General features: G+C 70.0%; 18 protein-coding genes. 10 read left to right on the forward strand and 8 right to left on the reverse strand.

From position 1 onward, the window contains the following. The first annotated feature begins 355 nt into the window (after positions 1–355). The 3 genes from IM767_RS00950 to IM767_RS00960 all read left to right on the forward strand — a co-directional run bounded on the left by IM767_RS00950 (position 356) and on the right by IM767_RS00960 (position 2810). Positions 356–1684 carry an HNH endonuclease signature motif containing protein gene (locus tag IM767_RS00950; RefSeq protein ID WP_109209547.1) on the forward strand — a complete coding sequence of 443 codons (1329 nt, stop codon included), beginning with the start codon at positions 356–358 and terminating at the stop codon, positions 1682–1684. 294 nt (positions 1685–1978) lie between these two features. Further along, complete coding sequence (locus IM767_RS00955) at positions 1979–2599, forward strand: flavin reductase family protein (RefSeq protein WP_109209548.1); 621 nt, start codon at positions 1979–1981, stop codon at positions 2597–2599. Between the two features lie 40 nt (positions 2600–2639). Then, the gene (locus IM767_RS00960) at positions 2640–2810 is read left to right on the forward strand and encodes a hypothetical protein (RefSeq protein WP_162564224.1); all 171 of its coding nucleotides are present in this window, start codon (positions 2640–2642) and stop codon (positions 2808–2810) included. 72 nt (positions 2811–2882) lie between these two features. On the opposite strand, the gene IM767_RS00965 is transcribed toward IM767_RS00960, so the two are convergent. Genes IM767_RS00965 through IM767_RS00975 form a run of 3 tightly spaced genes read right to left on the reverse strand, consistent with a single transcriptional unit; the run spans position 2883 to position 6494 of the window. Then, complete coding sequence (locus tag IM767_RS00965; protein WP_239453221.1) at positions 2883–3842, reverse strand: zinc-dependent alcohol dehydrogenase; 960 nt, start codon at positions 3840–3842, stop codon at positions 2883–2885. Positions 3843–3886: 44 nt separating this feature from the next. Beyond that, a complete protein-coding gene (locus IM767_RS00970) occupies positions 3887–4795 on the reverse strand; it encodes an SMP-30/gluconolactonase/LRE family protein (RefSeq protein WP_239453222.1) in 909 nt (302 codons plus the stop codon). Continuing rightward, on the reverse strand, positions 4782–6494 hold the full coding sequence (locus IM767_RS00975; RefSeq protein WP_109209550.1) for an IlvD/Edd family dehydratase: 1713 nt from the start codon (positions 6492–6494) through the stop codon (positions 4782–4784). The genes IM767_RS00970 and IM767_RS00975 overlap by 14 nt, the downstream gene beginning before the upstream one ends. A gap of 132 nt (positions 6495–6626) precedes the next feature. On the opposite strand from IM767_RS00975, the gene IM767_RS00980 reads away from it, so the two are divergent. After that, positions 6627–7268, forward strand: a complete 642-nt coding sequence (locus IM767_RS00980; RefSeq protein WP_109209551.1) for a TetR/AcrR family transcriptional regulator — start codon at positions 6627–6629, stop codon at positions 7266–7268. Continuing rightward, positions 7265–8941 (forward strand): MDR family MFS transporter, encoded by a 1677-nt coding sequence (locus IM767_RS00985; protein ID WP_109209552.1) that lies wholly within the window; start codon positions 7265–7267, stop codon positions 8939–8941. Before IM767_RS00980 ends, IM767_RS00985 begins: the two co-directional genes overlap by 4 nt. Here IM767_RS00985 and IM767_RS00990 read toward each other — a convergent pair. Continuing rightward, a complete protein-coding gene (locus tag IM767_RS00990) occupies positions 8907–9176 on the reverse strand; it encodes a VOC family protein (protein ID WP_109209780.1) in 270 nt (89 codons plus the stop codon). The genes IM767_RS00985 and IM767_RS00990 overlap by 35 nt on opposite strands. Before the next feature lie 110 nt (positions 9177–9286). Here IM767_RS00990 and IM767_RS00995 point away from each other — a divergent pair, with 110 nt between their 5' ends. After that, the gene (locus IM767_RS00995) at positions 9287–10522 is read left to right on the forward strand and encodes a CorA family divalent cation transporter (RefSeq protein ID WP_162564225.1); all 1236 of its coding nucleotides are present in this window, start codon (positions 9287–9289) and stop codon (positions 10520–10522) included. Between the two features lie 11 nt (positions 10523–10533). Here IM767_RS00995 and IM767_RS01000 read toward each other — a convergent pair whose 3' ends face one another. The 4 genes from IM767_RS01000 to IM767_RS01015 all read right to left on the reverse strand — a co-directional run bounded on the left by IM767_RS01000 (position 10534) and on the right by IM767_RS01015 (position 17415). Beyond that, positions 10534–13254: a TIM barrel protein gene (locus IM767_RS01000; RefSeq protein WP_109209554.1), complete on the reverse strand. Its 2721-nt coding sequence runs from the start codon at positions 13252–13254 to the stop codon at positions 10534–10536. Positions 13255–13317: 63 nt separating this feature from the next. After that, a complete protein-coding gene (locus IM767_RS01005; RefSeq protein ID WP_109209555.1) occupies positions 13318–15081 on the reverse strand; it encodes a thiamine pyrophosphate-binding protein in 1764 nt (587 codons plus the stop codon). Beyond that, positions 15078–15938 (reverse strand): citryl-CoA lyase, encoded by an 861-nt coding sequence (locus tag IM767_RS01010; RefSeq protein WP_109209556.1) that lies wholly within the window; start codon positions 15936–15938, stop codon positions 15078–15080. Before IM767_RS01010 ends, IM767_RS01005 begins: the two co-directional genes overlap by 4 nt. A 28-nt stretch (positions 15939–15966) precedes the next feature. Next, positions 15967–17415, reverse strand: a complete 1449-nt coding sequence (locus tag IM767_RS01015) for an aldehyde dehydrogenase family protein (protein WP_109209557.1) — start codon at positions 17413–17415, stop codon at positions 15967–15969. 307 nt (positions 17416–17722) lie between these two features. Between IM767_RS01015 and IM767_RS01020 the strand changes: the two genes are divergently transcribed. The 4 genes from IM767_RS01020 to IM767_RS01035 all read left to right on the forward strand — a co-directional run bounded on the left by IM767_RS01020 (position 17723) and on the right by IM767_RS01035 (position 23132). Further along, on the forward strand, positions 17723–20416 hold the full coding sequence (locus IM767_RS01020) for an outer membrane protein assembly factor BamB family protein (protein WP_162564226.1): 2694 nt from the start codon (positions 17723–17725) through the stop codon (positions 20414–20416). A gap of 221 nt (positions 20417–20637) precedes the next feature. Next, complete coding sequence (locus IM767_RS01025) at positions 20638–21327, forward strand: TRAP transporter small permease (RefSeq protein ID WP_109209559.1); 690 nt, start codon at positions 20638–20640, stop codon at positions 21325–21327. A 4-nt stretch (positions 21328–21331) separates the two neighbouring features. Then, a complete protein-coding gene (locus tag IM767_RS01030; protein ID WP_109209560.1) occupies positions 21332–22612 on the forward strand; it encodes a TRAP transporter large permease in 1281 nt (426 codons plus the stop codon). A gap of 79 nt (positions 22613–22691) precedes the next feature. Beyond that, positions 22692–23132, forward strand: coding sequence for a type II 3-dehydroquinate dehydratase (locus IM767_RS01035; RefSeq protein WP_109209561.1), 441 nt, complete (start codon positions 22692–22694; stop codon positions 23130–23132). The last annotated feature ends 28 nt before the right edge of the window (positions 23133–23160 follow it).

Raw genomic sequence — 23160 nt, forward strand, 5'->3', positions numbered from 1 at the left:
AGGAGGTGGCGGCTGCACTGCTGGCTGTCGGAGGCAAGGTGTTGCCCCGGCAATGGGTGACACTCGGGCGGCGGACGGCTGGCGATGCCGGAGCCAAGGTGGTGCCCCAACGGCGGGTGACACCGGGCCACCAGACGACGGCGGCACGACTGGCGAAGCCGGGCGCAAGGTGAGTGCCCCAACGACGGATGACACCGGGACGACCCCGCGACGGCGGTGACGCCTGGGGCGGGGCGGGGCGAGTCGAACGGCCGGGCCGGCCGAGTGCGGGCCGAGCTGTCGCTGCGCCAAAAAGCTGCCCGGTAGCATCCCGGCGGCTCTTGCGTTGTTCGAAACTATGTTCTAAACTCGAAGCATGTCCGAGCCGACCACTCCTACGATGGAGGAACCCGCGCGGGCGGATGACTTCGACGAAGAGTCGTTCCCGCCGGTGCCCGATGCGGTCGATCTCGTCGTCGAGACGGCGGCGATGATGTCGGTGTTCGCGGCCGAACGGCTGATGCGCATCGATCTGATGCGGCGTGAGGCGCTGCGCGAGACGATCGGGCGGGCAGACGCCACTCGCGACATCGTCGAGCGGTCGATCCGACTCGAACTGGCCGCGGCGATGCGTATCACCGAGTATTCCGCCGGCCGCCTGATCGTGCAGGCCGAGGCGCTGGTTCGCCACTACCCGTCGGCGCTCGCCGCGCTGAGCGCGGGCAGGATCACCGAGAAGCACGCAGAGGTGCTGGTGGATCTGCTCGATGAGGCGCCGCAGGAATTGCGAGACGGGCTGCTCCCCCGCGCGGTCACGCTCGCCGAGTCGGAACCCGTCGGCACATTCCGACGCGCACTGCGCGGATTGATCGAGACGGTCCAGGCCCTGACTCTCGAAGAGCGTCACACCCGGGCAGTGGCTCAGCGCCGGGTCGTCGTGGAGGCCGGCCAGGACGGTATGGCCGCATTGTGGCTGTTCGGCCCCGCTGTCGAGATCCATGCCATCCACGGCCGCCTGACCCGGATGGCCAAGACGATGGCACGGGCCGAAGGCGGGACCCGGACTCTCGATCAGCTCCGCATGGATGCCGCAGCTGACCTGCTGATCGACGGTGCGACAGACCACCTGCCGGCGGAAGCATCAGGTATCCGGGCGCAGGTGGTGGTCACGGTCCCGGCACTGTCGCTCCTCGATGGCGAGTTCACCGCCGCCGGCGACCCGCCGGTCGTCGAAGGCGTCGGGCCGATCCCGCTGTCGAAGGCACGCGCGCTCTGCGGCGGCGACGCACGATGGATGCGTGTGCTGACCCACCCCGAGACGGGAATGGTGCTCTCGGTCGGACGCGACAGCTACCGACCTCCCGCCGCCCTGCAGCGGCTGGTGAGATGGCGGGCGGACCGATGCATGGGACCGGGTTGCTCGATGCCTGCCTCCCGATGCGAGATCGATCATCAGGTTCGGTGGGCCGACGACGGCGACACCTGTCTCGACAACACACTGCCCTTCTGCAAGGGCCACCATCTCGTCAAAGACAACACCGACTGGCGCGTGCGCCAAATCGAAGGTTCCGGGGGTGCCGTGGTCTGGACCTCGCCGACCGGGCGCACCTACGTCGTCCGCCCCGAGCGCAAGGTGCCCACCTTCACCTCACGCCCATCGGCGAGTGGTGATGCGGGCGGCTTGAGCGCTGCCCCACCTTTCTGAGCCGGAGGTCGCCCTGACTCCGCTTCGGCATGTACTACCCGTGGCACCGCGCAACGCGCACCTACGCGCCATCGTCATCACCGGCCCCGCGCACGCTCGGCATCCATGGTGAGCACATGCGCGCGGCGGGGGACGAACGCGGGCCGCCCCGGCACCGCGTTCGGCTCGAACACCGCGTCGCGCGCCCGAGCCCGTCCACACCGACATGACGCCCCGCGCCGCCGCATTACCCTCCGTGTCCGGCTGTGTCAGTCACCAGAGGCCAGTCCGGAACCGGCTGTCTACCGTCGAGCCATGACCGCTCGCCCCACGACCCTTCCCGCCGTTGCCGCCGCGCGCCCCTCCGCTGCCGCCGCGCATCCCGTCGCTGCCGCCGCGCATCCCTCCGGCCGCACGATCGGCGGCTCAGTGACCTCCGACGACTTCCGGTCGCTCTTCCGCGGGCACCCGAGCGGCGTCGCCGTCATCACCGCGACGGGCCCTGAAGGACCCGTGGCCCTCACCGCGTCGTCGGTGTCGTCCGTCAGCGCCGACCCGCCGCTCCTCGTGTTCTCCGTGTCGGCGCTCTCGTCCTCCACGCCGACGATCACGGCCGCCGGGTCCATCGTCGTCCATCTGCTCGACGCCGACGATGTCGATCTGGCGCGGCTGGGCGCGACGAGCGGCGCCGACCGCTTCGCCGACACCGAGTCATGGACACCGCTCGCGACCGGCGAGCCGGTGTTCCGCGGCGTGCGCGCGTGGGTGCGCTGCGCGGTGGTGAGCCGGATGGATGCCGGTGGTTCGACCGTCATCGCGGCGCACGCGCTGCAGTCGCACGTGGCCCGGGACGTCGATGCCGACATCTCGGACAACGCCCTGGTGTACCACAACCGCACCTGGCACCGCCTCGGACGGCCCTCCCGCGTCGACTGACCGCGGCGCCGACAACACGCCTGCTCGAGAGGAGTACGACATGTCGTGGACGCATACCTTCAGCATCGGGGGCCTGGACGACGGGATCCCGACCCGGCTTCTCGAGGCGCGAGACGCCTTCATCGACGCGCAGCGCGCACTAGAGGCCGCCCGTGACGATCTGCTCCAAGCCCACGCGGAGACCAACCGGCTCTGGGGCAGCGGCCGCTGACAGACAGCCGCCGGCTGCAGACCAGGGCGCCGCAACCCGCGCGAGCGCAACAGCCCGATCCCGATAAGGCGGTCAGAGCGCGACCTGGAACTTCGGCCCCGGCCCGGCGCCCTCCGGCCGCGAGCCCGCCAGGATCGACGGCAGCTCGTCGAGCGCGACGGTCGCGGCGATGAGAGGCCGCGGGTCCACGACCCCGGCGGCGTAGGCGTCGATCGTGCCCGCGAGCCCGGGCGAGGCGCTCAGCACCCCGACGGCCGTGACGTCCTTGAGCGCGAGGTCCCGCGTGTCGATGAGGCTCGGCGTGCCGGCCAGCCCGATGAACACGACGCGTCCGCCCGGTTCCACGAGCTCTACAGCCGTCGCGGGAAGATGCGGAGCGTTGGATGCCTCGATCACGGCGTCCCACGGCAGCTGCGGCATCCGCTCCACCGTCCAGACGTCGTCGAACCCGAGCGATCTCGCGAACGCGGCCGAACGCTCGTCGGCCGCGAGCAGGTGCACCTCCGCGCCCGCGGCCCGCGCGAACATCGCCGACAGCAGACCGATCGTGCCGGGGCCGATCACGAGACACCGGTCGCCGGAACCCAGCCCCGCACCCTGGACCGCCCGGAAGGCGTTGCCGCCGGGCTCGACCATGGCGCCCGCGGCGTCATCCACGGCGGAAGGCAGCCGGTGCAGCGACCTCAGGGTCGTCGCGACCTTCTCGGCGAGCGCTCCCGCCTTGCCGCCTCGGATCCCGAGCTCGAGGCGCTGCGCGCACACGTGCTGCCGCCCTCGCGTGCACCGGCGGCACGCGCCGCAGCCCAGCATCGTGTCGCCTGTGACCCTCTGCCCGATCCACGAGGGGTCGACGCCGGCGCCGACGGCCGAGACCGTGCCCATCCACTCGTGCCCGATCCGCATCGGGTACGCCGCGTCGTCGGTGTGGAGATACGCCATCTCGCCGGTGAAGAACTCGACGTCGGTGCCGCAGATCCCGGCGCGGTGCACATCGACGACCACCTGCCCGGGCTCGGCGTCCGGCTCGGGCACGTCTTGGACCTCCGCGCGACCCGGCCCCGTGAGGACCAGCGCCTTCATCGACCGTCCCAGAGCGCGGAAGGGATGCCGCGAACCCCCGGCCGGCAGGTGAACAGCCGGCCCGACAGCGGGAACTCCTCGAGCTGGTCGGCCGTGAGGTTCTCGGTCGCGGTGGTGATGACGAGCGTGTCGAGGTCTGGACCCGCGAACACCGGGCAGGTCGTGTGCGGTGCGGGAACCTCGACCCGCGCGACGATCCGGCCATCCGGTGCGATCCGCAGCACGCAGCCTCCGCCGAAGACGGCCACCCACAGATGCTCCTCGGCATCGATCGTCATGCCGTCGGGATGCCCGTGCTCCAACTCGGCGAACACGGATCGCTCCCCGACCTCGCCTGAGACCGGGTCGTAGTCCCTCACGAAGATGCGCCGCGTCGAGGTGTCGACGCTGTAGAACCGCCGCCCGTCGGCGGTCCACGCCAGCCCGTTCGACAGGGTCAGATCGTCGTCGATGACCGTCGCCGGCTCGCCGCGCTCGATCCGCAGGAGCAGCTCGCCGCCCGGCCCCGTCGTGCCGGCGAGGAACCTGCCCGCGGGATCGGGCTTGCCGTCGTTGAACCGGCGGTCCTCGCCGTCGAAGAGCTCGGGGCCGGACTCGATCCGCCCGTCGACGCCGCGATAGTGCAGCCGGCGTCGTCCCGCCACGACCATCGCGCCGTCGGCGTCCACGGCGACCGCGCCCGCGGTGTCGGGGAACTGCACGCTCTCGCGGTGGTCGATGCGGCCGTCCTCCTGCAGACTGCCGCCGTGCACCGTGCCGGCCATGATGTCGACCCAGAGGAGCCGTCCTCGCACGCGGTCCCACACGGGTCCTTCACCGAGATGGTGCGGAGTGTCGGTGGCGACCTGCGCCGTCCCGAGCGACGGGACGCCGGCGTAGCCCGCCTGCGGGTCAATGGGACTCACGGAAGACCTCCGAACCGGATGAGCCGACCAGGAAGTCGAGGTCGGCGCCCTTGTCGGCCTGCAGCACGTGGTCGACGTACAGACGCTCCCACCCCCGGCGGGGGTCGGCATACCCCTTGACGGTGGCCGGGTTCGGCATCCGTCCCGCCAGCTCGTCGGCGGGCACGTCGAGGTCGAGGCGGCCGGCACGCACATCGAGACTGATCCAGTCGCCGGTCTCGACGAGCGCCAGCGGTCCGCCGGCGGCGGCCTCGGGGGTGACGTGCAGCACGACCGTGCCGTACGCGGTGCCCGACATGCGGCCGTCGCAGATCCGGACGATGTCGCGGATGCCGCGCTCGAGCAGCTTGGTCGGCAGCGGCATGTTCGACACCTCCGGCATGCCCGGATATCCCTTCGGGCCGCAGCCGCGCAGCACCATCACGCTGGTCTCGTCGATGTCCAGATCCGGATCGTCGACGCGCGCGTGGAAGTCCTCGATCGAGTCGAACACCACCGCCCGCCCCCGGTGCTTCAGCAGGTGCGGCGACGCCGCGGCGGGCTTGATGAGCGCACCGCCGGGGGCGAGCGAACCGCGCAGCACCGAGATGCCTGCCGCTGGGAGCAGCGGCGACTCCCGCGGGGTGATCACGTCGGGGTCCCAGATTCGCGCGTCGTCGAGATACTCCACGAACGGCCGCCCGGTGATCGTGAGCGCGGCGGGGTCGAGCAGGTCCCGGACCTCGCGCATCACGGCGAGGAACCCGCCCGCGCGGAACAGGTCGTCCATCAGATACCGGCCCGCCGGCTGCAGGTTCACCAGCAGCGGCACGTCGGCGCCGATCCGGTCGAAGTCGTCGATGGTCAGGTCGATGCCGAGCCGCCCGGCGATCGCCAGCAGGTGCACCACCGCGTTCGTCGACCCGCCGATCGCGGCGAGCGCCACGATCGCGTTGTGGAAGCTTCCCTTTGTCAGGAACGTCGACGGGCGACGATCCTCGGCGACCAGCGCGACCGACAGCGCGCCGGTGAGGTGCGCGGCCTCGAGCAGCCGCGCATCGGCGGCGGGAGTGCCCGCGACACCGGGCACCACCACCCCGAGCGCCTCGGCGACGAGCGCCATGGTCGAGGCGGTGCCCATCGTGTTGCAGTGCCCCTTGGAGCGGATCATCGACGATTCGCTCTTGAGGAACATCGCCTCGCTCAGCGTTCCGGCCCGCACCTCCTCCGACAGGCGCCACACGTCCGTCCCGCACCCCAGCGCCGCGCCGCGGAAGTGCCCGGTGAGCATCGGTCCGCCCGGCACCACCACCGCGGGAAGATCGACGGATGCCGCGGCCATGAGCAGCGACGGGATCGTCTTGTCGCAGCCCCCGAGGAGCACCACTCCGTCGATCGGGTTGGCGCGCAGCATCTCCTCTGTGGCCATCGCCGCCATGTTGCGCCACAGCATCGCCGTCGGGCGGACGTTCGTCTCGCCGAGCGACACCACCGGCAGCTCCAGCGGGATGCCGCCGGCCTCGTAGATGCCGTTCTTCACCGACTGGGCGACCTCGTCGAGGTGCGCGTTGCACGGCGTCAGATCCGACGCGGTGTTCGCGATCGCGATCTGCGGACGACCGGTGAAGGCCGAGTCCGGCACTCCGCGCCGCATCCACGCCCGATGGATGTAGGCGTTCCGGTCATCACCCGAATACCAGTGCGAACTGCGCAGCGTCACCGTCGACCCCTCCGTACCCGGCTGCGGAGACCGGGCTTCCAGCAATCCTGCCTGAGATCGGCCGCTGCGAGTCCGTTTGACGGCGCCGGCGAAAGTTTGCACGATCACCTATCAAGTGCAAAACTGCATGATATGACTGATAGTGCAGACGGGCTTCGCGAGCGCAGACGCGCCGAGACGACCCGCGCGCTGATCCGCGCCGCCCGGCATTTCACCGCAGAGCAGGGGCTCGCCGGCTTCACGGTCGAAGAACTGTGCGCCGAGGCCGACATCTCGCGCCGCACGTTCTTCAACTACTTCGCGTCGAAGGACGACGCGGTGCTGGGGGTCCCGCTCGAGCGATCGGATGCCGCGGCCATCGCCCGCTTCCTCGCCGGCGGTTCCGGCGGGCCGGGGCTCTCCCCCGACCTGCTCACCGACCTGGCCATGCTCGCCGAGGCTCGCTGGCGCGCCCTCGACATCGCGCCCGACACGGTGCAGGACCTCTTCCGCGCCGTCGAGAAGGAGCCGCGCCTCTTGGCCCGCATGCTCGAGCTCGGCTTCGAGGGCGAGCAGTTCGACGCGCGGCTCATCGAGCAGCGCGAGAACCTGCTGTCCGGCGATCTGCGCGCCCAGGTCGCCTCACAGCTGGTCGGAGCCCTCGTGCGCTCCGCCGCCGGCGAGTTCCTCAAGCCCGGCAACGCCGACACCTTCATCGAGATCTTCGAGCGACGCATCGGCGCGGCGCGCGACCTCTTCGTCACGCAGACCGCACTGATGGGAACCCCCGAATGACCACGTCCACCCTCCCCACGATCCGGCCGGACGGCGACGCGCCGTTCCTGCTCACCCAGCGCCGCATCTGGATCATCTTCTCCGCCCTGATCGCCGGCATGCTGCTGTCGAGCCTCGACCAGACGATCGTCTCGACGGCGATGCCCACGATCGTGGGCGAGCTGGGCGGCGTCTCGCACCAGGTGTGGATCACGACCGCGTACATCCTCGCGACCACCATCGTCATGCCGATCTACGGCAAGTTCGGCGACGTCCTCGGCCGGCGGCGGCTGTTCATGGTCGCCATCGCGATCTTCACGCTGGCCTCCATCGGCTGCGCATTCGCCACCGACTTCTGGATGTTCGTGATCTTCCGCGCGGTGCAGGGCCTCGGCGGCGGCGGCCTCATGATCCTGTCGCAGGCGATCATCGCCGACATCGTGCCGGCCGACCAGCGCGGCAAGTACCTCGGCCCGCTCGGCGCCGTGTTCGGCCTGGCCGCGATCGCCGGCCCGCTCCTGGGCGGCTTCTTCGTCGACCACCTCACCTGGCAGTGGGCGTTCTACATCAACATCCCGGTCGGCATCGCCGCCTTCTTCGTCGCCGTCTTCGCGCTGAAGCTGCCCGACAAGAAGGCCGAGAAGCCCATCGACTGGCTGGGCGTGCTGTTCCTCTCGGCCGCGACGACCTGCCTCATCTTCTTCACCGACTTCGGCGGCTCGGCGGACTTCGGCTGGGACTCGCCCGCGACCTGGGCGTGGGGCGCCGGACTCGTCGCCGCAGCGGGCCTCTTCATCTTCACCGAGTCGCGGGTGGCCGACCCGATCATGCCGCTGGCGATGTTCCGCAACCCGATCTTCCTCAACGCGACGGCCATCGGCATGGCGATCGGCATCGGCATGTTCGCCGCGCTCGGCTTCGTGCCGACGTTCCTCCAGATGTCGTCGGGCACGTCGGCCGCGGCATCCGGTCTGCTCATGCTCCCGATGATGGTCGGCGTCATGGGCACCTCGATCGCCTCGGGCCTCATCATCACGCGCACCGGCAAGTACCGGCTGTTCCCGATCGTCGGCACGCTGATCGTGGGCATCGCGATGGTGCTCATGACGACGCTCACCGCTTCCACCCCCATCTGGCTGATCTGCACGTACCTGTTCCTCTTCGGTGTCGGCCTCGGCTGCATCATGCAGGTGGTCGTGCTGGTCGTGCAGAACGCCGTCCCCGCCGCCGACCTCGGCACCGCCACGTCGACGAACAACTACTTCCGCGAGGTCGGCGCCGCGCTCGGCATCGCGGTGTTCGGCACGCTGTTCACCACACGCCTCACCGAGAATCTGACGAAGGTGTTCACGGATGCCGGTGCCACGGCCGACCAGGCGGGTCAGGCGACGTCGAGCATCGACCCGTCGGTGCTGAACTCACTGCCCGATCCGGTGCGGACGGGCGTGGTCGACGCCTACGCCGACGCGCTGGCCCCGGTGTTCTGGTACCTCGTGCCCTTCATCGCCGTCGCGTTCGTGCTCGCCCTCTTCCTCAAGCAGATCCCGCTGTCGGACGTCGCCGGGCTCGTCGCCCGCGGCGAGGCGATCGGCGGCGAGGAGGCCGAGCGCCTCGAGGCCGAGCTGCGCGGCGGCCCGACGGCCGAGAGTGCGGCGCCGGTCAGTCGTCGAGGCGCTGGCCGAGCTCGACGATGAGACCCTCGGGTCCGCGCACGTAGCAGACCAGCCACTGGTCCTCGTAGTTGACGAGCTCGGCTTCGAGGTCGTAGCCGGCGGCGCGGACCCGCTCCACCAGCGTCTCGACATCGTCGACCCGGTACGCGAGGTGACGCAGGCCGGGCACGTTGGACGCCGCGTCGCCAGCGGATGCCGGACTCGGCGGTGTCAGGAACCGCGCGACGCAGCCCCGGCATGCCGCCGGCGGGCTCATGGCCGCCGGCTCGAGCAGTCATGCACACAGCGCGCTCGGTGACAAGCCCCTTCGCGGGAGGCCGGCAGGAGCCTACATTCGCCCGGCACCCGAGCTGTGAGGATCCGCCGATGCCGCACCCCACCGAGCAGGACCAGGAGTCGCGCGCGGTCGAGCCCGATACCGCGCCGGAAGTCCCCGAGGCGGCGCCGGAGGTTCTCGACAGCGCACCGGAGGTCCCCGACACCGAGGATGCTGAGGGCGCAGCCGACGAGCAGACCGACGAGACCCCCGATGCAGGCGGGCACCGCGACGAGGCAGGCCGGCAGAGCGACGACGGCGACGAGCCCGACACCGAACAGCCCGCACGGCCCGAGCCCGCCGAGGCCCTCCGGATCTTCCGCGTCGGCGACGCGATCGAGCCGGTCCACGACCTCGAGCTGGAGGACGTCCCGTCGAAGCTCCGTCGCGTCCGCCGGAGGGATCGCTTCGTGTGGCTGCACCTCGTCGAGCCCGACGAGGAGACGGTGCGCCAGGCGCGCGACGTGCTCGGCATCCATCCCACCGCCGTGGCCGACGTCGTCTCGCGCCGCCAGCAGCCGAAGGTGCAGAAGTTCGACGAGCACCTGTTCGTCATGCTGTGGAACGTGCTGCGCACGGACGACGACGCGCTGCTGCTCGGGGAGACCTATCTGTACATCGGCGAGGGCTGGCTCCTCACGGTGCAGCGCGGGAACGGCGGCGAACTGCCGGACCTTCCGAAGCTGCTGGCTGACGCACCCAGCGACGCCCACTCCGACACCATGCCGGCCGCGTACACGATCATGGCCCAGATCGTGGACGGCTACGCCAAGGCGGCCGCCGACATCGAGACGGCCCTGGAGGAGCTGGAGGAGCAGGTCTTCAGCGAGTCCGGGCGCGAAGACCACCGACGCATCTACCGCATCCGCAAGAAGATCGGGCGCGTGGATCGCGCCGTCTCCAGCATCGCCGCCGCGCTGCACGAGAGCACGAGGCACCTCGAGACGCTGAAGGTCGGCAGCGAGCAGATCGTCCCCTATCTGCACGATCTTCTGGACGACGCCGCCGGAACCGCGGCGCTGATCAACAACCAGAGCAAGGGCCTCGACGCGATCCTCTCCAGCTACGAGAACAACGTGGCCGCGCGACAGAACCAGGACATGCGGACGATCTCCGCATTCGCTGCTCTCCTCGCCGTGCCGACGCTCATCGCGGGACTGTACGGCATGAACTTCGAGAACATCCCGCTCGTGCAGTGGCAGTACGGATGGGTCGCCATCGGCCTTGCCATCGTGACCCTCGACCTCATCATCTACGGGCTGTTCAAGCGACGCCGCTGGCTCTGACCGCCTCCGCGTCAGGCGAGGACCTGAGCGGCATCCAGGTGCCGGCGCGCCGCGCCGATCGCGAGGCGTGCGTGCTCCTTCGCGCCCACCTGCGCCACGAGCATCGCTCGCGGGATCTCGAGGGCATACGGGATGCCGCCGGGCAGCGCCCCCAGGATGCTCAGCATGTCGATGCCGCCCTCACCGGGAAAGAGCCGCTCGAAGCGCGCGGTGTGGATCAGCTCCGCCGTCGTGCTCGGGATCTCGGCGGGCGCGTCGCACACGTGCGCGTAGTGGAACCACTCCTGCGGGAGTTCCCTGAGCTCCTCGATGCTCGATCCGGAGCGGGCGAAATGGAGCAGGTCGATGAGCAGTCCGGCGTTCGGCTGGTCCGCCGCGCGGAGGACGCGCGTCGCCTCGGCCAGGTCTCCCGTCTCGGTCCACGAGGGGAACTCGAGGTCGATCGTCAATCCGAGCGGCTGGGCGAGCCGGCACAGCTCGGCGAATCGATCGGTCTTGCGGGCGAAGTCCGCGTCGGGCAGCTGCGTGATGACGTGGCGCGCTCCGAGCTCGGCGCCTGCCTCCAGGAACCGCAGGTAGTCGCGGGGGCTGTCGCCGGAGGTCATGCGGGCGAGCTCGATGTCGAGCACCTCGACCCCGGTCGCGGCGAGGTGCGTCTTCGTCGCCCGCATCAGGGCAGGGTCGTACGACAGCGGGTAGTGGGGCTCCTGGGCGGTGACCTTGGTCATGCGCAGCCCCACGTACCGGTAGCCGGCTGCGGCGGCGGCGTCGACGAGTTCGGGCGGCGAGAGACTCAGGGCGGTGAGGTGGGCGAGCGAATAGTCGTGCCGGGGCTCGCTGGTCGACTCGGTCGCCGCGGTCGCCAGTGTCCGCATCCGCTGGCGGCGGTGCGCGGCCATCCGCAGCGGCACGCTGCGCGGGTCGCCGAAGCCGTCGTAGCCGTCGATGCGCTGCACGACCTCGAAGAAGACCCGCGAGCCGACCATCTCGGTGAAGAAGTGCAGGAACTCGCCCCGGTCGCCGCGGTCGTAGAGGATCGAGTTCTCGCGCAGCGCGGCTGCGAACCCGGCCGGGAGAGCGAGCCGAGCCTCGAGATCGTCGTAGTAGTTGGCGGGCATCTCGAGGATGCGCGCCCCGCGGTCGCGCAGAGCCCGGGCACTGGCGATCGCGTCGTCGGTGGCGAAGGCGATCAGCTGCGGGCTCGTCACGCCCGGCGACCAGTCGCCGCGGCGCAGGGGGTTGGTGCTGAGGGCGACACGCACCCGCCCGTCCGGGTCGCGGGCTGACCACGTGCGGATCAGGCCGAAGGGCGCCGTGATCTCGGTCAGCTCCTGCGGGACGAGTCCGAGCACCGAGTGGAGGAACAGCGCGGATTGGTCGAAGTCGTCGATGGACTCGGTGACCGCCACGTGGTCGATGGTGGTCAGGAGCGCTGACGCGTCGGCCGCGGAACCGGTCGGCGCGAAGTCGTCGAGCCACCTGGTCGGTGCACCGTCGTCGCAGAAGAACAGGGCCGTTCCGTCGGGCGTCGCCACCGCGGCGAGGTCGCTCTCGTCGGCTGCGCGCCGGCGAGGGAGCTGGGGCGCGATCAGGCTCTCGGCCCGGCGCATCGACGCCGCGGCGTCCGCGGTCCGCACCGCGAGGGCGCAGATCGCCGAGGTCGCCGGTGTGATGGAACGGTCCGGCGCGGAGTTGAGCAGCACCCGTGCCTCGCCCTGCTGCCAGAGCTCCACCGGCTTCGACCGGTGCCGGCCCGCGTGTGTGAACCCGAGCCCGGTCAGCGCGCGCGACATCAGAGGGGCCGACACGTCGTCGACCGCGAGCTCGACGAAGGCGAAGCCGTCCAGCCGAGGAGCCTCGGCCAGCGCACCGGCCGACGGCGCGGCGGGCGCGTCGCCGCGATGGCGGGATGCCACCGCCTCGGTGAGCGCACGCATCGACCGCATCGCATCGATGGCGGCGTGCCGGGGATCCTCCTGTTGATAGACGTCGTTGAAGACCTCGAGCGCGACGGGTCCCGCGTACCCGGTCGCGAGCACCCTGTCGAGGAACCCGGCGACGTCCAGGACGCCCTGGCCAGGGAACATCCGGTAGTGAAGACTCCACTCCCGGACGTCCATGTCCAGACGCGGCGCGTCGGCCAACTGCACGTGGAAGATCTTCTCGGCGACAGTCCGCTCCAGGGTGCCCGAGTCATCGCCGGCCGACAGCACGTGGAAGCTGTCCAGACACAGCCCGAGCGCCGGGTGATCGACCTGCCTGACGAACCGCCACGCATCCTCGGTCGAGCGCACGCGCCCCCACGGCACAGCCTCGTACGCGAGGCGCAGTCCGTTCTCGCCCGCCCGCTCCGCCAGCGCCTGCAGCTGCGCGAGCGTCAGGTCCTCGTCGTCGACCCCGCTGTCGCTGCGCGACGGGCAGCACACCAGCACGCGGGCGCCGAGCCGCGACAGCAGGTCGAACTTGCGCTCGGCACGGTGGAGTGCGGCGCCGAAGAGGTCCGGCGGGAGGGTCTCGACGTGGAACGGCTGATACACCTCGATCGACAGGCCGAGGTCCGCGGCCTCCCTCGCGACACGCTCGGGAGACCACGACGAGACGATGAGGTCGTACTCGAGCATCTCGATGCCCGAGAACCCCGCCGCGGCGGCGGCACGGAGCTTGTCCTCCAGCGTGCCCGACAGGCACACGCTGGAGATCGACACGTCCAGCGCAGCGGTCGCCGCGGTCATGGCAGTCGTGCCGTGTTCATGATGGACCTCCTCACGAGATCCGTGCGCCGCCGGGGCGACGGATCAGTGGGTCGCGACGTGCTCGATCGGCTGATCGGGCGAGTAGATGTCGAGGATGTTCCAGTGCCCCGTCGTCGGCGTCGGCACGTTGACCATCGACACGTCGATCACGACCGGGCGCCCCAGCGCGATCGCGCGTTCGAGCGCCGGCTTGAACTCCGCCGCGGAGTCGACCTTGATCCCGGTGACCCCGTACGCCTCCGCGATGGCGGCGAAGTCGGTGTACATCGGGTCGTCGGCGCTGCCGAACACCGTCCCGTAGGTGGTGTCGAACGCCGCCTTCTCGAGCCCTGCGATGGTGCCGAAAGCGTTGTTGTTCATCACGACCCAGACGACCGCGACGTCCTCCTCGCGCGCCGTGGCCAGCACCGCCGGATTCTGGCCGAAGCCACCGTCCCCGACGAGAGAGACGACGACACGGTCGGGATGGGCGATCTTCGCTCCGACGGCCGCCGGCGCCCCGAAGCCCATCGTCGCGAACCCGCCGGGGGTGAGGAACGTGCCGGGAGTGAGGATGTCGAACTGCTGGCCCACGCCGTTCTTGTTCCACCCGACATCCGTCGTGATGATCGCGTCGGCGGGAAGCACCTCGCGGGTCTCGGAGAGGATCCGCTCGGGCCGCATCGGCCATGCCTCCGAGACCTGTGCCTCGGCATTCTCGCCCCTCACCGCCTCCCTGCTCTCGGCGATCCGCGCGAGCAGCGCGGAACGGTCCACGCCTTCCGGCGCGAGTCGCCGCGCCACCCGGACGAGCACGGTGAGCGCCGCCTTGAGGTCGGCGATCGCGCCGATCTCGAGCGGATAGTTCCGGCCGAGCTCGGCCGGATCGATGTCGACCTGCATCAGCTTCGTGCCGGGGATGTCGAAGGTGTACTCGGAGTACCACGAGCTCGAGTCGGCCTCGGCGAACCTGGTGCCGAGGGCGAGGATCCAATCCGCGGTCCTCGTCGCCTCGTTGGTGAACGCGGTGCCCCAGAACCCCGTCATGCCGAGCACGAGGGGGCTGTCGTCAGGCACCGCGCCCTTGCCCATCAGGCTGTGCGCGACCGGCAGCGACAGCAGGTCTGCGAACTCGGCGAGCTCGGCCGCGGCGTCGGCGGCGACGATGCCGCCGCCGACGTACAGCACCGGCTTCTCGGCGTCCAGCAGGTTCCGCACGATCCGCTCGGCGACGGCCTCGTCGAGGGAGGGCCGCGCGAGGGCGCGCGTGTTGCCGATCACCTTGTCGAACAGCGCGACGTCGACCTCTGCCGAGAACACGTCCATCGGCACATCGACCAGCACGGGCCCGGGGCGACCGCTCTCGGCGAGCGTGAAGGCCTTGTCGAGCACCTCGGCGATGAGGTGCGGCTGGTCCACGCGCCAGGCGCGCTTCACGAACGGGCGGTAGATCTCGTACTGCGCGGCGTCGGCGTGGAGGTTGATCTCCTGGTGGGGGTGCTTGCCGAAGTAGTGCGTCGGCACGTCGCCCGCGATGACGACGAGCGGGATGGAGTCCAGTGCGGCGTTGGCGACGCCGGTCGCCGCGTTCGTCAGACCGGGGCCGAGGTGCGTGAGCACGACGCCCGCTCGCCCCGTCACACGGGCGTAGCCGTCGGCGGCGTGGGCGGCGATCTGCTCGTGGCGGACGTTCACGAACGAGATGCGCTCGCTCTTCTCCAGCGCCGCGAGCAGCGCGATGTTGGTGTGGCCGCAGAGCCCGAAGACGTGCGCGACGTCGCGCGCTTCGAGGTAGCGCACGATCTGGTCTGACACCAGGTCCTTCATGAAGGTGTTCCTCTCTCATCGAGGTCGAGCGGGACGGACCTGCGCGCCGGCCCCGTGTACGTGTATCCGATCGATTTGGGCATCGGTCCCTTGATCCGGCCGCCCTGGGTCAGCTGCTCGGCCGCGTGCGCGAGGATCCCCACCGACCGGGCGAGGATGAAGACCCCGCGGCCGAGCTCGGGGGTGAACCCGAGCTCGCAGTAGATGACGGCGGTCACGCCGTCGACGTTCATGGGGATGCGCCGCGGCCGGCCGGCGCTGATGGCATCCTCGACCGCACGGCCGATGGCCGCGAACCGGCCGTCCACCGTGCCGTCGGCCGCCGCGGCGTCGACGAGGGAGAGCAGACGCGGGGTGCGGGGGTCGAGCGGGTGGAAGCGGTGGCCGAAGCCGGGGACGTAGTCGACACCCGCCTCCCGCTGCCGCTGCAGCACCAGGCGCGTCGCCTCCGCGAGGTCTCCCGTTCGTCGCAGCTCGTCATCGATCTCGAGGTAGATCTCCATGCACTGCTGGCCCGGACCGCCGTGCACATCGCCGAGCACGTTGATCGCCGATGCCATCGCGGCGTTGACGGGAACCCCGCAGGTCGTCGCCATGCGGGCGATCGCGATCGACGGCGCCTGCGGACCGTGGTCGACCGATGCCACGAGCGCGGCTTCGAAAAGGCTCGCCTCCGCCGGCGAGGGCAGCTCGCCCCGCAGCATCAGCCAGATCGTGTCGACGAAACCGACGCGACCCAGCAGATCCTCGATCGGGTACCCGCGCAGCGCGATCTCGCCGGGCCGGACTTCGATGATGTCGGTCTGCCACCACCGCCGGGCCTCGTCGACGAGCTCCTCGGCCGATTCTCCGCTCATCGTCCTGCCCTCCCTGTCGCCCCGGCGGTCATCGCACGGCCGCGGTCGTGTCGGCGGACTCGAGAGCGGCGTCGTAGAAGTCGCCGAAGAGGTCCTCGTCGGAGGGGCGGTCCTCGGCGATCGTGCGCGAGACCCACGTCGTGTTGAGGTAGTGGCGGAGGGACACGTTCTCGGACGTGATGTTGCCGCCCCACGTGCCGCAGCCCATCGACGACGTCATCGGCATGCCGTTGGTGAACGCCCCGGCGTTGGCCTTGGAGTTGGGCTGGCGCACCATGATGCGCGAGACGGGCATGTGGCGAGCGAAGTAGTCGATGTGGGCGTCGTCGGTGGAGGCGATGCCGCACGAGTGGCCCTTGCCGCCGATGTCGTAGAGCCGCTTGGCGAGCTCCACGCCATCTTCGAACGTGCCCTCGTACGCGTGGACCGCCATCAGCGTCGTCAGCTTCTCCTTGCAGAACTGCCGGTCCTCCGCGATCCCATCGCCTTCGACGACGATGAACGTCGCATCGGAAGGGATGCCGAAGCCCGCGGCCTTCGCGAGCGCCTGCGGCGAGATCGCCACTGTGTCGGGCAGCCGGTGCCCCCCCTCGTCCCACATCACCCGCTGCAGCGCCGACCGCTCGTCGGCGGACGCGAGATAGCCTCCCTCGGCCTGAAGGGCCTCGAGCATCTCGCGGTAGCGGGCTGCCGGCACCAGCACGTTGCCGTCGGCCGAGCACCCCGAACCGAAGTCCGACGTCTTGGAGATCCGGCAGTTGCGGGCGGTCTCCTGGAGGTCGGCGGTCTCGTCGACGAACTCGGTGGCGTTGCCGGCCCCGACGCCGTAGGCCGGGGTGCCCGAGCTGTAGGCCGCACGCACGAGACCCTGGCCGCCCGTGGCGATCACGAGGTCGGAGCGGGCCATGATCTCCTGCGACGCGGCGAGGCTCGGCAGGGTGATGCACTGCAGGATGTCGGCGGGTGCGCCCTCCGCTTCGAGGGCCTCGCGCATGAGCCGGACGGTCTCGAGCGTCGTGTTCTTCGAGCGGGGATGCGGCGAGAACACGACCACGTCGCGCGCCTTGATCGCGTAGATGGCGTTGCCCGCCGGGGTGAGGTCGGGGTTGGTGGTCGGGACGACGCAGCCGATGATCCCCACCGGCTTGCCGTACTTGACGAGACCCTTCTCGGCGTCCTCCTCGATGACGCCCACGGACGGGCTGCGCAGCGCGTCGCGCAGGACGCCGCGGATCTTCATCCGCTTGTTCATGCGGCTGTCGAAGTCGCCGAGCCCGGATTCCTCGATGCCCATCTCGACGAGGCGGTGGAACGTCGAGCGGTTGGCCACCGCCCACGCGACCGCCTGGATCAGCCGGTCGACGCGAGCCTGATCGTAGGTCTCGATGACAGCGAGGGCCGCCCGGGCGCGGGCGAACACCTCATCGAGCTCGCGTTCCTGTTCCGGCGACAGTGGTTTCGATGCTGAAGCAGCCATGACAACTCCGTCCATGGGCGTGGGGTGCCGACCGCCGCATGCTATTCACGCCGCGTCGCCGCCGACAAAGGGTGTCCCATTGGACGGTGAGCGGCGGCATCCGCGACCCGTCCGCGAGCCGTCTCGCGAAGGGTTGTGCCACTCGATGGGCCGCGAGGTTGCCCCCTCCGGTGGCCGGGGTTAGCGTCCGAGCGCTGACCGCTGCGGCCGATCACCCAGGTCGGACGGACCGGAAAGCATTCCCCACAGCGGCCTCGGACGGACGCGATCCACCGAGGTCGGATCGACGATGATCAAGGAGCAAGGGATGCGTAGACGACTGACCACGAGGTTGGGAGCGGCGGGAATCGGAGCGCTGGCGCTGGCGCTCGCCGTCGCTGCCTCACCCGCGTACGGACTGCCGAGACCGGCCGAGCCGGTCGCGCCCGCGGGGCTCACCGGCGTCGACCCGACGGGCGCCGACATGCCGACGGTGGGAGGGAACCTCGGCAACCAGCACTACTCGGGCCTGACGCAGATCACCAAGCAGAACCTCAAGGACCTCGCGCCGGCGTGGCGCACGCACGTGTCGGCCGTCGCTCCCGCGAGCGACGACACCGGCCAGCAGACGACGCCGATCGTCGTGGACGGCGTGCTCTACCTCGACACCCCGAGCGGCGGCGTGATCGCCGTCGACGGCGTCACGGGCGAGCCGATCTGGAAGTGGGAGAACACCGTCTACGGCCTGTCGGGCACCCGCCGCGGCGTGTCGGCCGGCGACGGCCTGATCTTCACGCTGGCAGGTGGCAACCGCGTCGTCGCACTCGACCAGTCGACCGGCGCGGAGGTGTGGGCCGTGCAGCCCACCGGCCCGAACGGCGAGGACCTCGGCCGCGTCGGCAAGGTGGCCACGGTGTACTACGACGGCATCGTGTACGCCCACGCGGCCGACGGCGATCGCGGCGCGGTCGTGGCGCTGGACTCCAGCGACGGATCGTACCTGTGGCACTTCTTCGGCGGACCGAAGCGGGGCGAGCAGTTCACCGGCCTCGACGGCGTGACCTTCGACGCGTCCGCGACCTGGGGCCCGGTCCTTCCCGACGGCACGGACTGCGCCGAGGAGGGCGGTGCGACGTCGTGGATCCACGGCGCGGTCGACCCGGAGCTGAACTTCTACTACATGACGTTCGGCAACGCACGCAGCTGCACGTCGTCGCAGAACGGGTCGCTGCGCCCGGGCGACAACCTGTTCTCGACCACGATGGTGGCGGTGGATGCCTCGACCGGTGCCTACAAGTGGCACTACCAGTCGATCCACCACGATGTGTGGGACATGGACAACGTCCACCCGCCGACCCTCGCCGACATCGAGATCGGCGGCGAGGAGCGCAAGGTGGTGTTCTACGGCAGCAAGTCGGGCCATCAGTTCGTGCTCGACCGCACCGACGGCAAGCCCGCCCTCCCGGTGGTCGAGAAGGAGATGATCACCGACTCGCGGCAGCTGCACTCCGAGACGCAGCCGTTCCCGGAGCACCGGCTCCTGCCCGAATGCCTCGTGTGGCAGAAGCTCGACCCCGAGAACATCCCGGGTGACCCGTGGCGCGCGGTGCCGAACTACAACGGCTACCAGCCGGACGCCGAGGGCAACCTCGTCTTCAACCCCAACAGCTACGTCGCGGTCGACGAGCCGTACCTGACGTACCCCGAGGGCCACGTCGGCCACCGCGAGGGCTGCATGTACGACCCGCAGTGGGACGCGCCGATCCTGTCCACGACCAGCCAGAACGGCGGCGGCGACTGGTCGAACAACTCGTACAGCCACAGCACGAACCTCGTGTACTTCCCGTACGGCACCAACCCGGTGGCGCACTGGAACGGCGCGGCGGCCAACGGACAGCGCGCGATCGGGCAGTACCAGACCGGCGGCATCCTCGCCTACGACGCGTCGACCGGCGCGGTGGCGTGGCAGAACCACCTGGGCACCGACATGTCGCACGGCCAGGGACCCATGACCACGGCATCCGATCTGCTCTTCGTGGGCCAGATCGACGGACGCGCGCTGGCGATGGACGCCCGGACGGGCGAGGTGCTGTGGGAGTTCCAGACCGGCTCGGGCATCGCGGCGGCCCCCGTCACCTACGAGGTCGACGGCGAGCAGTACGTCGCGTTCTTCGCGGCCGGATCGACGAACCCCTACGGCGGCTCGGTGACGCAGGGCGACTCGCTGTGGTCGTTCAAGCTCGGCGGCCAATACCGCACGGAGTCGGGCAGCCAGGAAGGCCCCATGACGGCGCCGCTGTCGATCCGTCGTCCGGTCAGCGGCGCGGCGGTCGAGGGCTCGACAGTGGGCAACACCGTGCTCCTCGCCCGCTCGAGCCGCACCGCCGACACCGCGGCGGCCCGCGACAGCGTCGCGCAGGCCGGCATGCAGCCGACCAACCTGCGCGTGCCGGTCGGCACGACTGTCACTTTCCGCAACCCGGGAGCCGAGACGTTCCCGAACTTCCCCAACCTGAAGGAGCACTGCGCGACGCAGTTCTTCGAGGGCGAGTTCAACGTCAAGCTGCAGCCGGGAGAGACGTACCAGCACACGTTCACGCGTGCCGGCGAGTACTTCTTCAACGACTGCACGGACCCGCGCCCCACGGGCAAGATCGAGGTGTACCTGGCTCCGCAGGACCAGCCCGGTGCGCTCACCTTCACTCCGGGCAAGCTCCAGCTCGGGTCGGGCACGGGGCTGTTCACGGGCGTGAACGGCAAGGTGACGGCGCAGTTCGAGCTGCCGGCGGGGTACACCTACGACAGTGAGGCCGAGCTGCTGACGCCGCTGTCGTCGACCCCGATCGACGCCTCGAAGGTGACGGCCAACAAGAACCGGGTCATCCTGCAGTTCGAGGCGACGCAGGTCGACAACAACGTGCCGACCGGCCAGGCGAGCCTCACCGTGCGGGTCAACGTCCTGAACGCGCAAGGCGTTCAGGAGCAGCTGACCTCGACGGCCACGGTGACCGTGGTGAAGTAGCCCGGTCGAGCCGCGGTCGCGCCTCGCACAGGTCCGCCCCCGTCGTGATCGACGGGGGCGGACCTGTGCGCCGGGCGGTGTCCCATTCGGCGAAACTCGTCTTTGCAGGCACGCGCGCGACAGCCAGAGTCGCAGGGGCGGCGATCTGCGCGTGGATCCAGGTACGCCCCGGCATCAACAGAGAGGTTGGCAATGCACCAAGGCGACATGGCGGTGAAGCCATGACAGACAAGCCCGGGGAGGGGCCCGCGGAGGAGCCCGACAAGGTTCCGGCACCCGATTCCGACCAGCCCGCGAACCCGCCCGCGGAGCCGGGCGCCGACCGTCCGGCGGAGCCTGGCGTCGGGGACTCCATCTACCCCCACACGAACACCTACTACACCTCGCCGAAGCTCAATCAGGGCGTGCCCGCCGACCCGATGTTCATCCGGGTGCTGTCGGCGATCGAGATCATGATCGGCGTCACGCTGTTCGCCCTCATCGTCTTCGGCGTGATGTACCAGGTGCTCGGCCGCTACTTCCCCTCGGTCAGCTGGGTCGGGGCCGGCGAGCTCGCGCTCCTGTCGATGATCGCCATGACGTTCATCACGACGGGGTACCTGGTGGGCCGCAACGGCCACATCGTGCTCGAGATCTTCGACGAGCTCCTGGCCGGTACGAGGCTCTTCGTCGCGCTGCGCGTGGTCTCCGCCGTCATCATGGTGGCCACGAGCCTGGCCCTCGCCTACGAGGCGTTCGTCAAGATCGACGCCGAGTGGGGCCGCCTCAGCGCCGCGATGCACGTGCCGTACGGCGCGCTGTACGTGTTCGCGCTGATCGGATTCGTGTCGGCCGCCATCCATTCCGCATTCAAGATCCCCTACGCGCACCGGCCGGAGCGCAAGCTCGACATCGGCGAGATGGAAGGCTGACGCTTTGGACCTCTGGCTCTACATCCTGCTGTTCGTCGTCCTCCTGCTGCTGCGGGTGCCCGTCGCGTTCTCGATGATCGCCGCGAGCCTGCTCTACTTCTACAGCCACGGGCTCTCGGCGGGGTACGCGATCACCTCGGTCGTCAACGGCATCAACAGCTTCCCGCTGCTTGCGGTCCCCCTGTTCATCTTCGTCGGCACCATCGCCAACCACCTCGGCATCGCGACACGCCTGTACGACCTGGCGCGTGCGCTCCTGCCTCGCCTGCCCGGCAACCTGGCCTACGTCAACCTCGGCACCGCGATCGGCTTCTCGTGGATCAGCGGGTCGGCGCTGGCCGACGCGGCCTCGACGAGCAAGGTGCAGATCCCGCAGATGCTCAAGGCGGGCTATCCGTACGGGTTCTCCGCCGGCCTGACGGCCTCGGGATCGCTCCTGAGCACCGTGATGCCCCCGAGCATCCCCGCGGTCCTCTTCGCCGCGACCGCGTCGATCTCGACCGGAGCGCTGTTCGCGGGCTCGATCATCCCGGCGATGCTGATGGCCCTCGGTCTTGCCCTTTACATCTTCATCTGGGTGAAGCGCCACCCCAAGGTCGCCGTGGCCCGGCCGTTCGACGGCTCGATGCTCGCGAAGGCCTCCGTGCGTGTCATCGGCCCCGCGCTGCTTCCCGTGATCATCCTCGGCGGCATCTTCAGCGGCTGGTTCACACCCACCGAGAGCGCCGGCATCGCGGCGGTGTACATGCTGTTCCTCGGCCTCATCTACCGCACGCTCAACTGGCACGTGTTCTGGAAGGCCGCCAAGGAGACCGTCGTGATCTCCGGGGGCATCCTGCTGATCCTCGGGGCGTCCAACCTCATGGGCCAGGTGCTCGCTCGCGAGCAGGTGTCGCGCGCGCTCGGCGAGTGGCTCACCGGGATCACGGACAATCCGCTGGTCTTCCTGCTGCTGCTCAACGTGCTGCTGATCCTCCTCGGCATCCCGCTCGAGGCGCCCCCGGTGATCCTCGTGCTGGTGCCGATCCTCATGCCGATCATCGGCCAGTTCGGCATCGACCCGGTCCAGCTCGGCGTCATCATGATCCTCAACCTGATGCTGGGATCGCTGACACCACCCGTGGGCGCCGTGCTCTTCGTGGTCGGCTCGATCACGCGCAGGCCGATGGGAGAGCTGTTCCGCGGCATCCTGCCGTTCCTGATCCCGCTGGGAACCGTACTGCTGCTGCTGACGCTGTTCCCCGTGATCGTCACGTTCCTGCCGACCCTGCTCGGCCTGATGTAGCCGGCATCCTGCCCGCCGTGCCCACGACGCCGACCCGTGGGACCCGGCGGGCAGGATGCCGCCGCAGAGAGGAAGAACCATGACGCGGAAGCTCTTCGTGCTGAACGGGTCGAATCTCAACATGCTCGGCCTCCGCGAGCCCGAGCTGTACGGGACCGCGACGCTCGACGACGTGCGGGCCGCGTGCGAGCGGGTCGCCGCCGATCACGGCTTCGACCTCTTCTTCGGGCAGACCAACGCCGAGCACGAGCTCGTCGAGTGGGTGCACGAGGCGTTCCGCCAGGGCGCGGTCGTCGTGATCAACCCGGCGGGATTCAGTTTCAACTCCGTGCCGCTGCTGGATGCGCTCCACATGCTCCCGACACCCGTCTTCGAGGTGCACATCACGAACATCCACGCCCGTGACACCGTGCACCAGCAGTCGCTGATCTCGACCGTCGCGCGCGTCGTGATCGCGGGAGCCGGCGTGTACGGCTACGAGCTGGCGATCCGCGCGGCCGATCGCCTCACCGGGGACTGACTCCGGGCGCCGGTGGTCAGCCGGCGGC

The sequence above is a fragment of the Microbacterium ureisolvens genome (assembly GCF_015278315.1).
GTDB lineage: Bacteria > Actinomycetota > Actinomycetes > Actinomycetales > Microbacteriaceae > Microbacterium > Microbacterium ureisolvens.

Bases quoted from the DNA above. Each gene is read 5' to 3' on its own strand.
- IM767_RS01015 (WP_109209557.1), bottom strand. From the start codon at position 17,415: ATGGCTGCTTCAGCATCGAAACCACTGTCGCCGGAACAGGAACGCGAG.
- IM767_RS01025 (WP_109209559.1), top strand. From the start codon at position 20,638: ATGACAGACAAGCCCGGGGAGGGGCCCGCGGAGGAGCCCGACAAGGTT.
- IM767_RS00960 (WP_162564224.1), top strand. From the start codon at position 2,640: ATGTCGTGGACGCATACCTTCAGCATCGGGGGCCTGGACGACGGGATC.
- IM767_RS01000 (WP_109209554.1), bottom strand. From the start codon at position 13,254: ATGACCGCGGCGACCGCTGCGCTGGACGTGTCGATCTCCAGCGTGTGC.
- IM767_RS00990 (WP_109209780.1), bottom strand. From the start codon at position 9,176: ATGAGCCCGCCGGCGGCATGCCGGGGCTGCGTCGCGCGGTTCCTGACA.
- IM767_RS00995 (WP_162564225.1), top strand. From the start codon at position 9,287: ATGCCGCACCCCACCGAGCAGGACCAGGAGTCGCGCGCGGTCGAGCCC.
- IM767_RS00985 (WP_109209552.1), top strand. From the start codon at position 7,265: ATGACCACGTCCACCCTCCCCACGATCCGGCCGGACGGCGACGCGCCG.
- IM767_RS00955 (WP_109209548.1), top strand. From the start codon at position 1,979: ATGACCGCTCGCCCCACGACCCTTCCCGCCGTTGCCGCCGCGCGCCCC.
- IM767_RS01010 (WP_109209556.1), bottom strand. From the start codon at position 15,938: ATGAGCGGAGAATCGGCCGAGGAGCTCGTCGACGAGGCCCGGCGGTGG.
- IM767_RS01005 (WP_109209555.1), bottom strand. From the start codon at position 15,081: ATGAAGGACCTGGTGTCAGACCAGATCGTGCGCTACCTCGAAGCGCGC.
- IM767_RS01020 (WP_162564226.1), top strand. From the start codon at position 17,723: ATGCGTAGACGACTGACCACGAGGTTGGGAGCGGCGGGAATCGGAGCG.
- IM767_RS00950 (WP_109209547.1), top strand. From the start codon at position 356: ATGTCCGAGCCGACCACTCCTACGATGGAGGAACCCGCGCGGGCGGAT.
- IM767_RS00980 (WP_109209551.1), top strand. From the start codon at position 6,627: ATGACTGATAGTGCAGACGGGCTTCGCGAGCGCAGACGCGCCGAGACG.
- IM767_RS01035 (WP_109209561.1), top strand. From the start codon at position 22,692: ATGACGCGGAAGCTCTTCGTGCTGAACGGGTCGAATCTCAACATGCTC.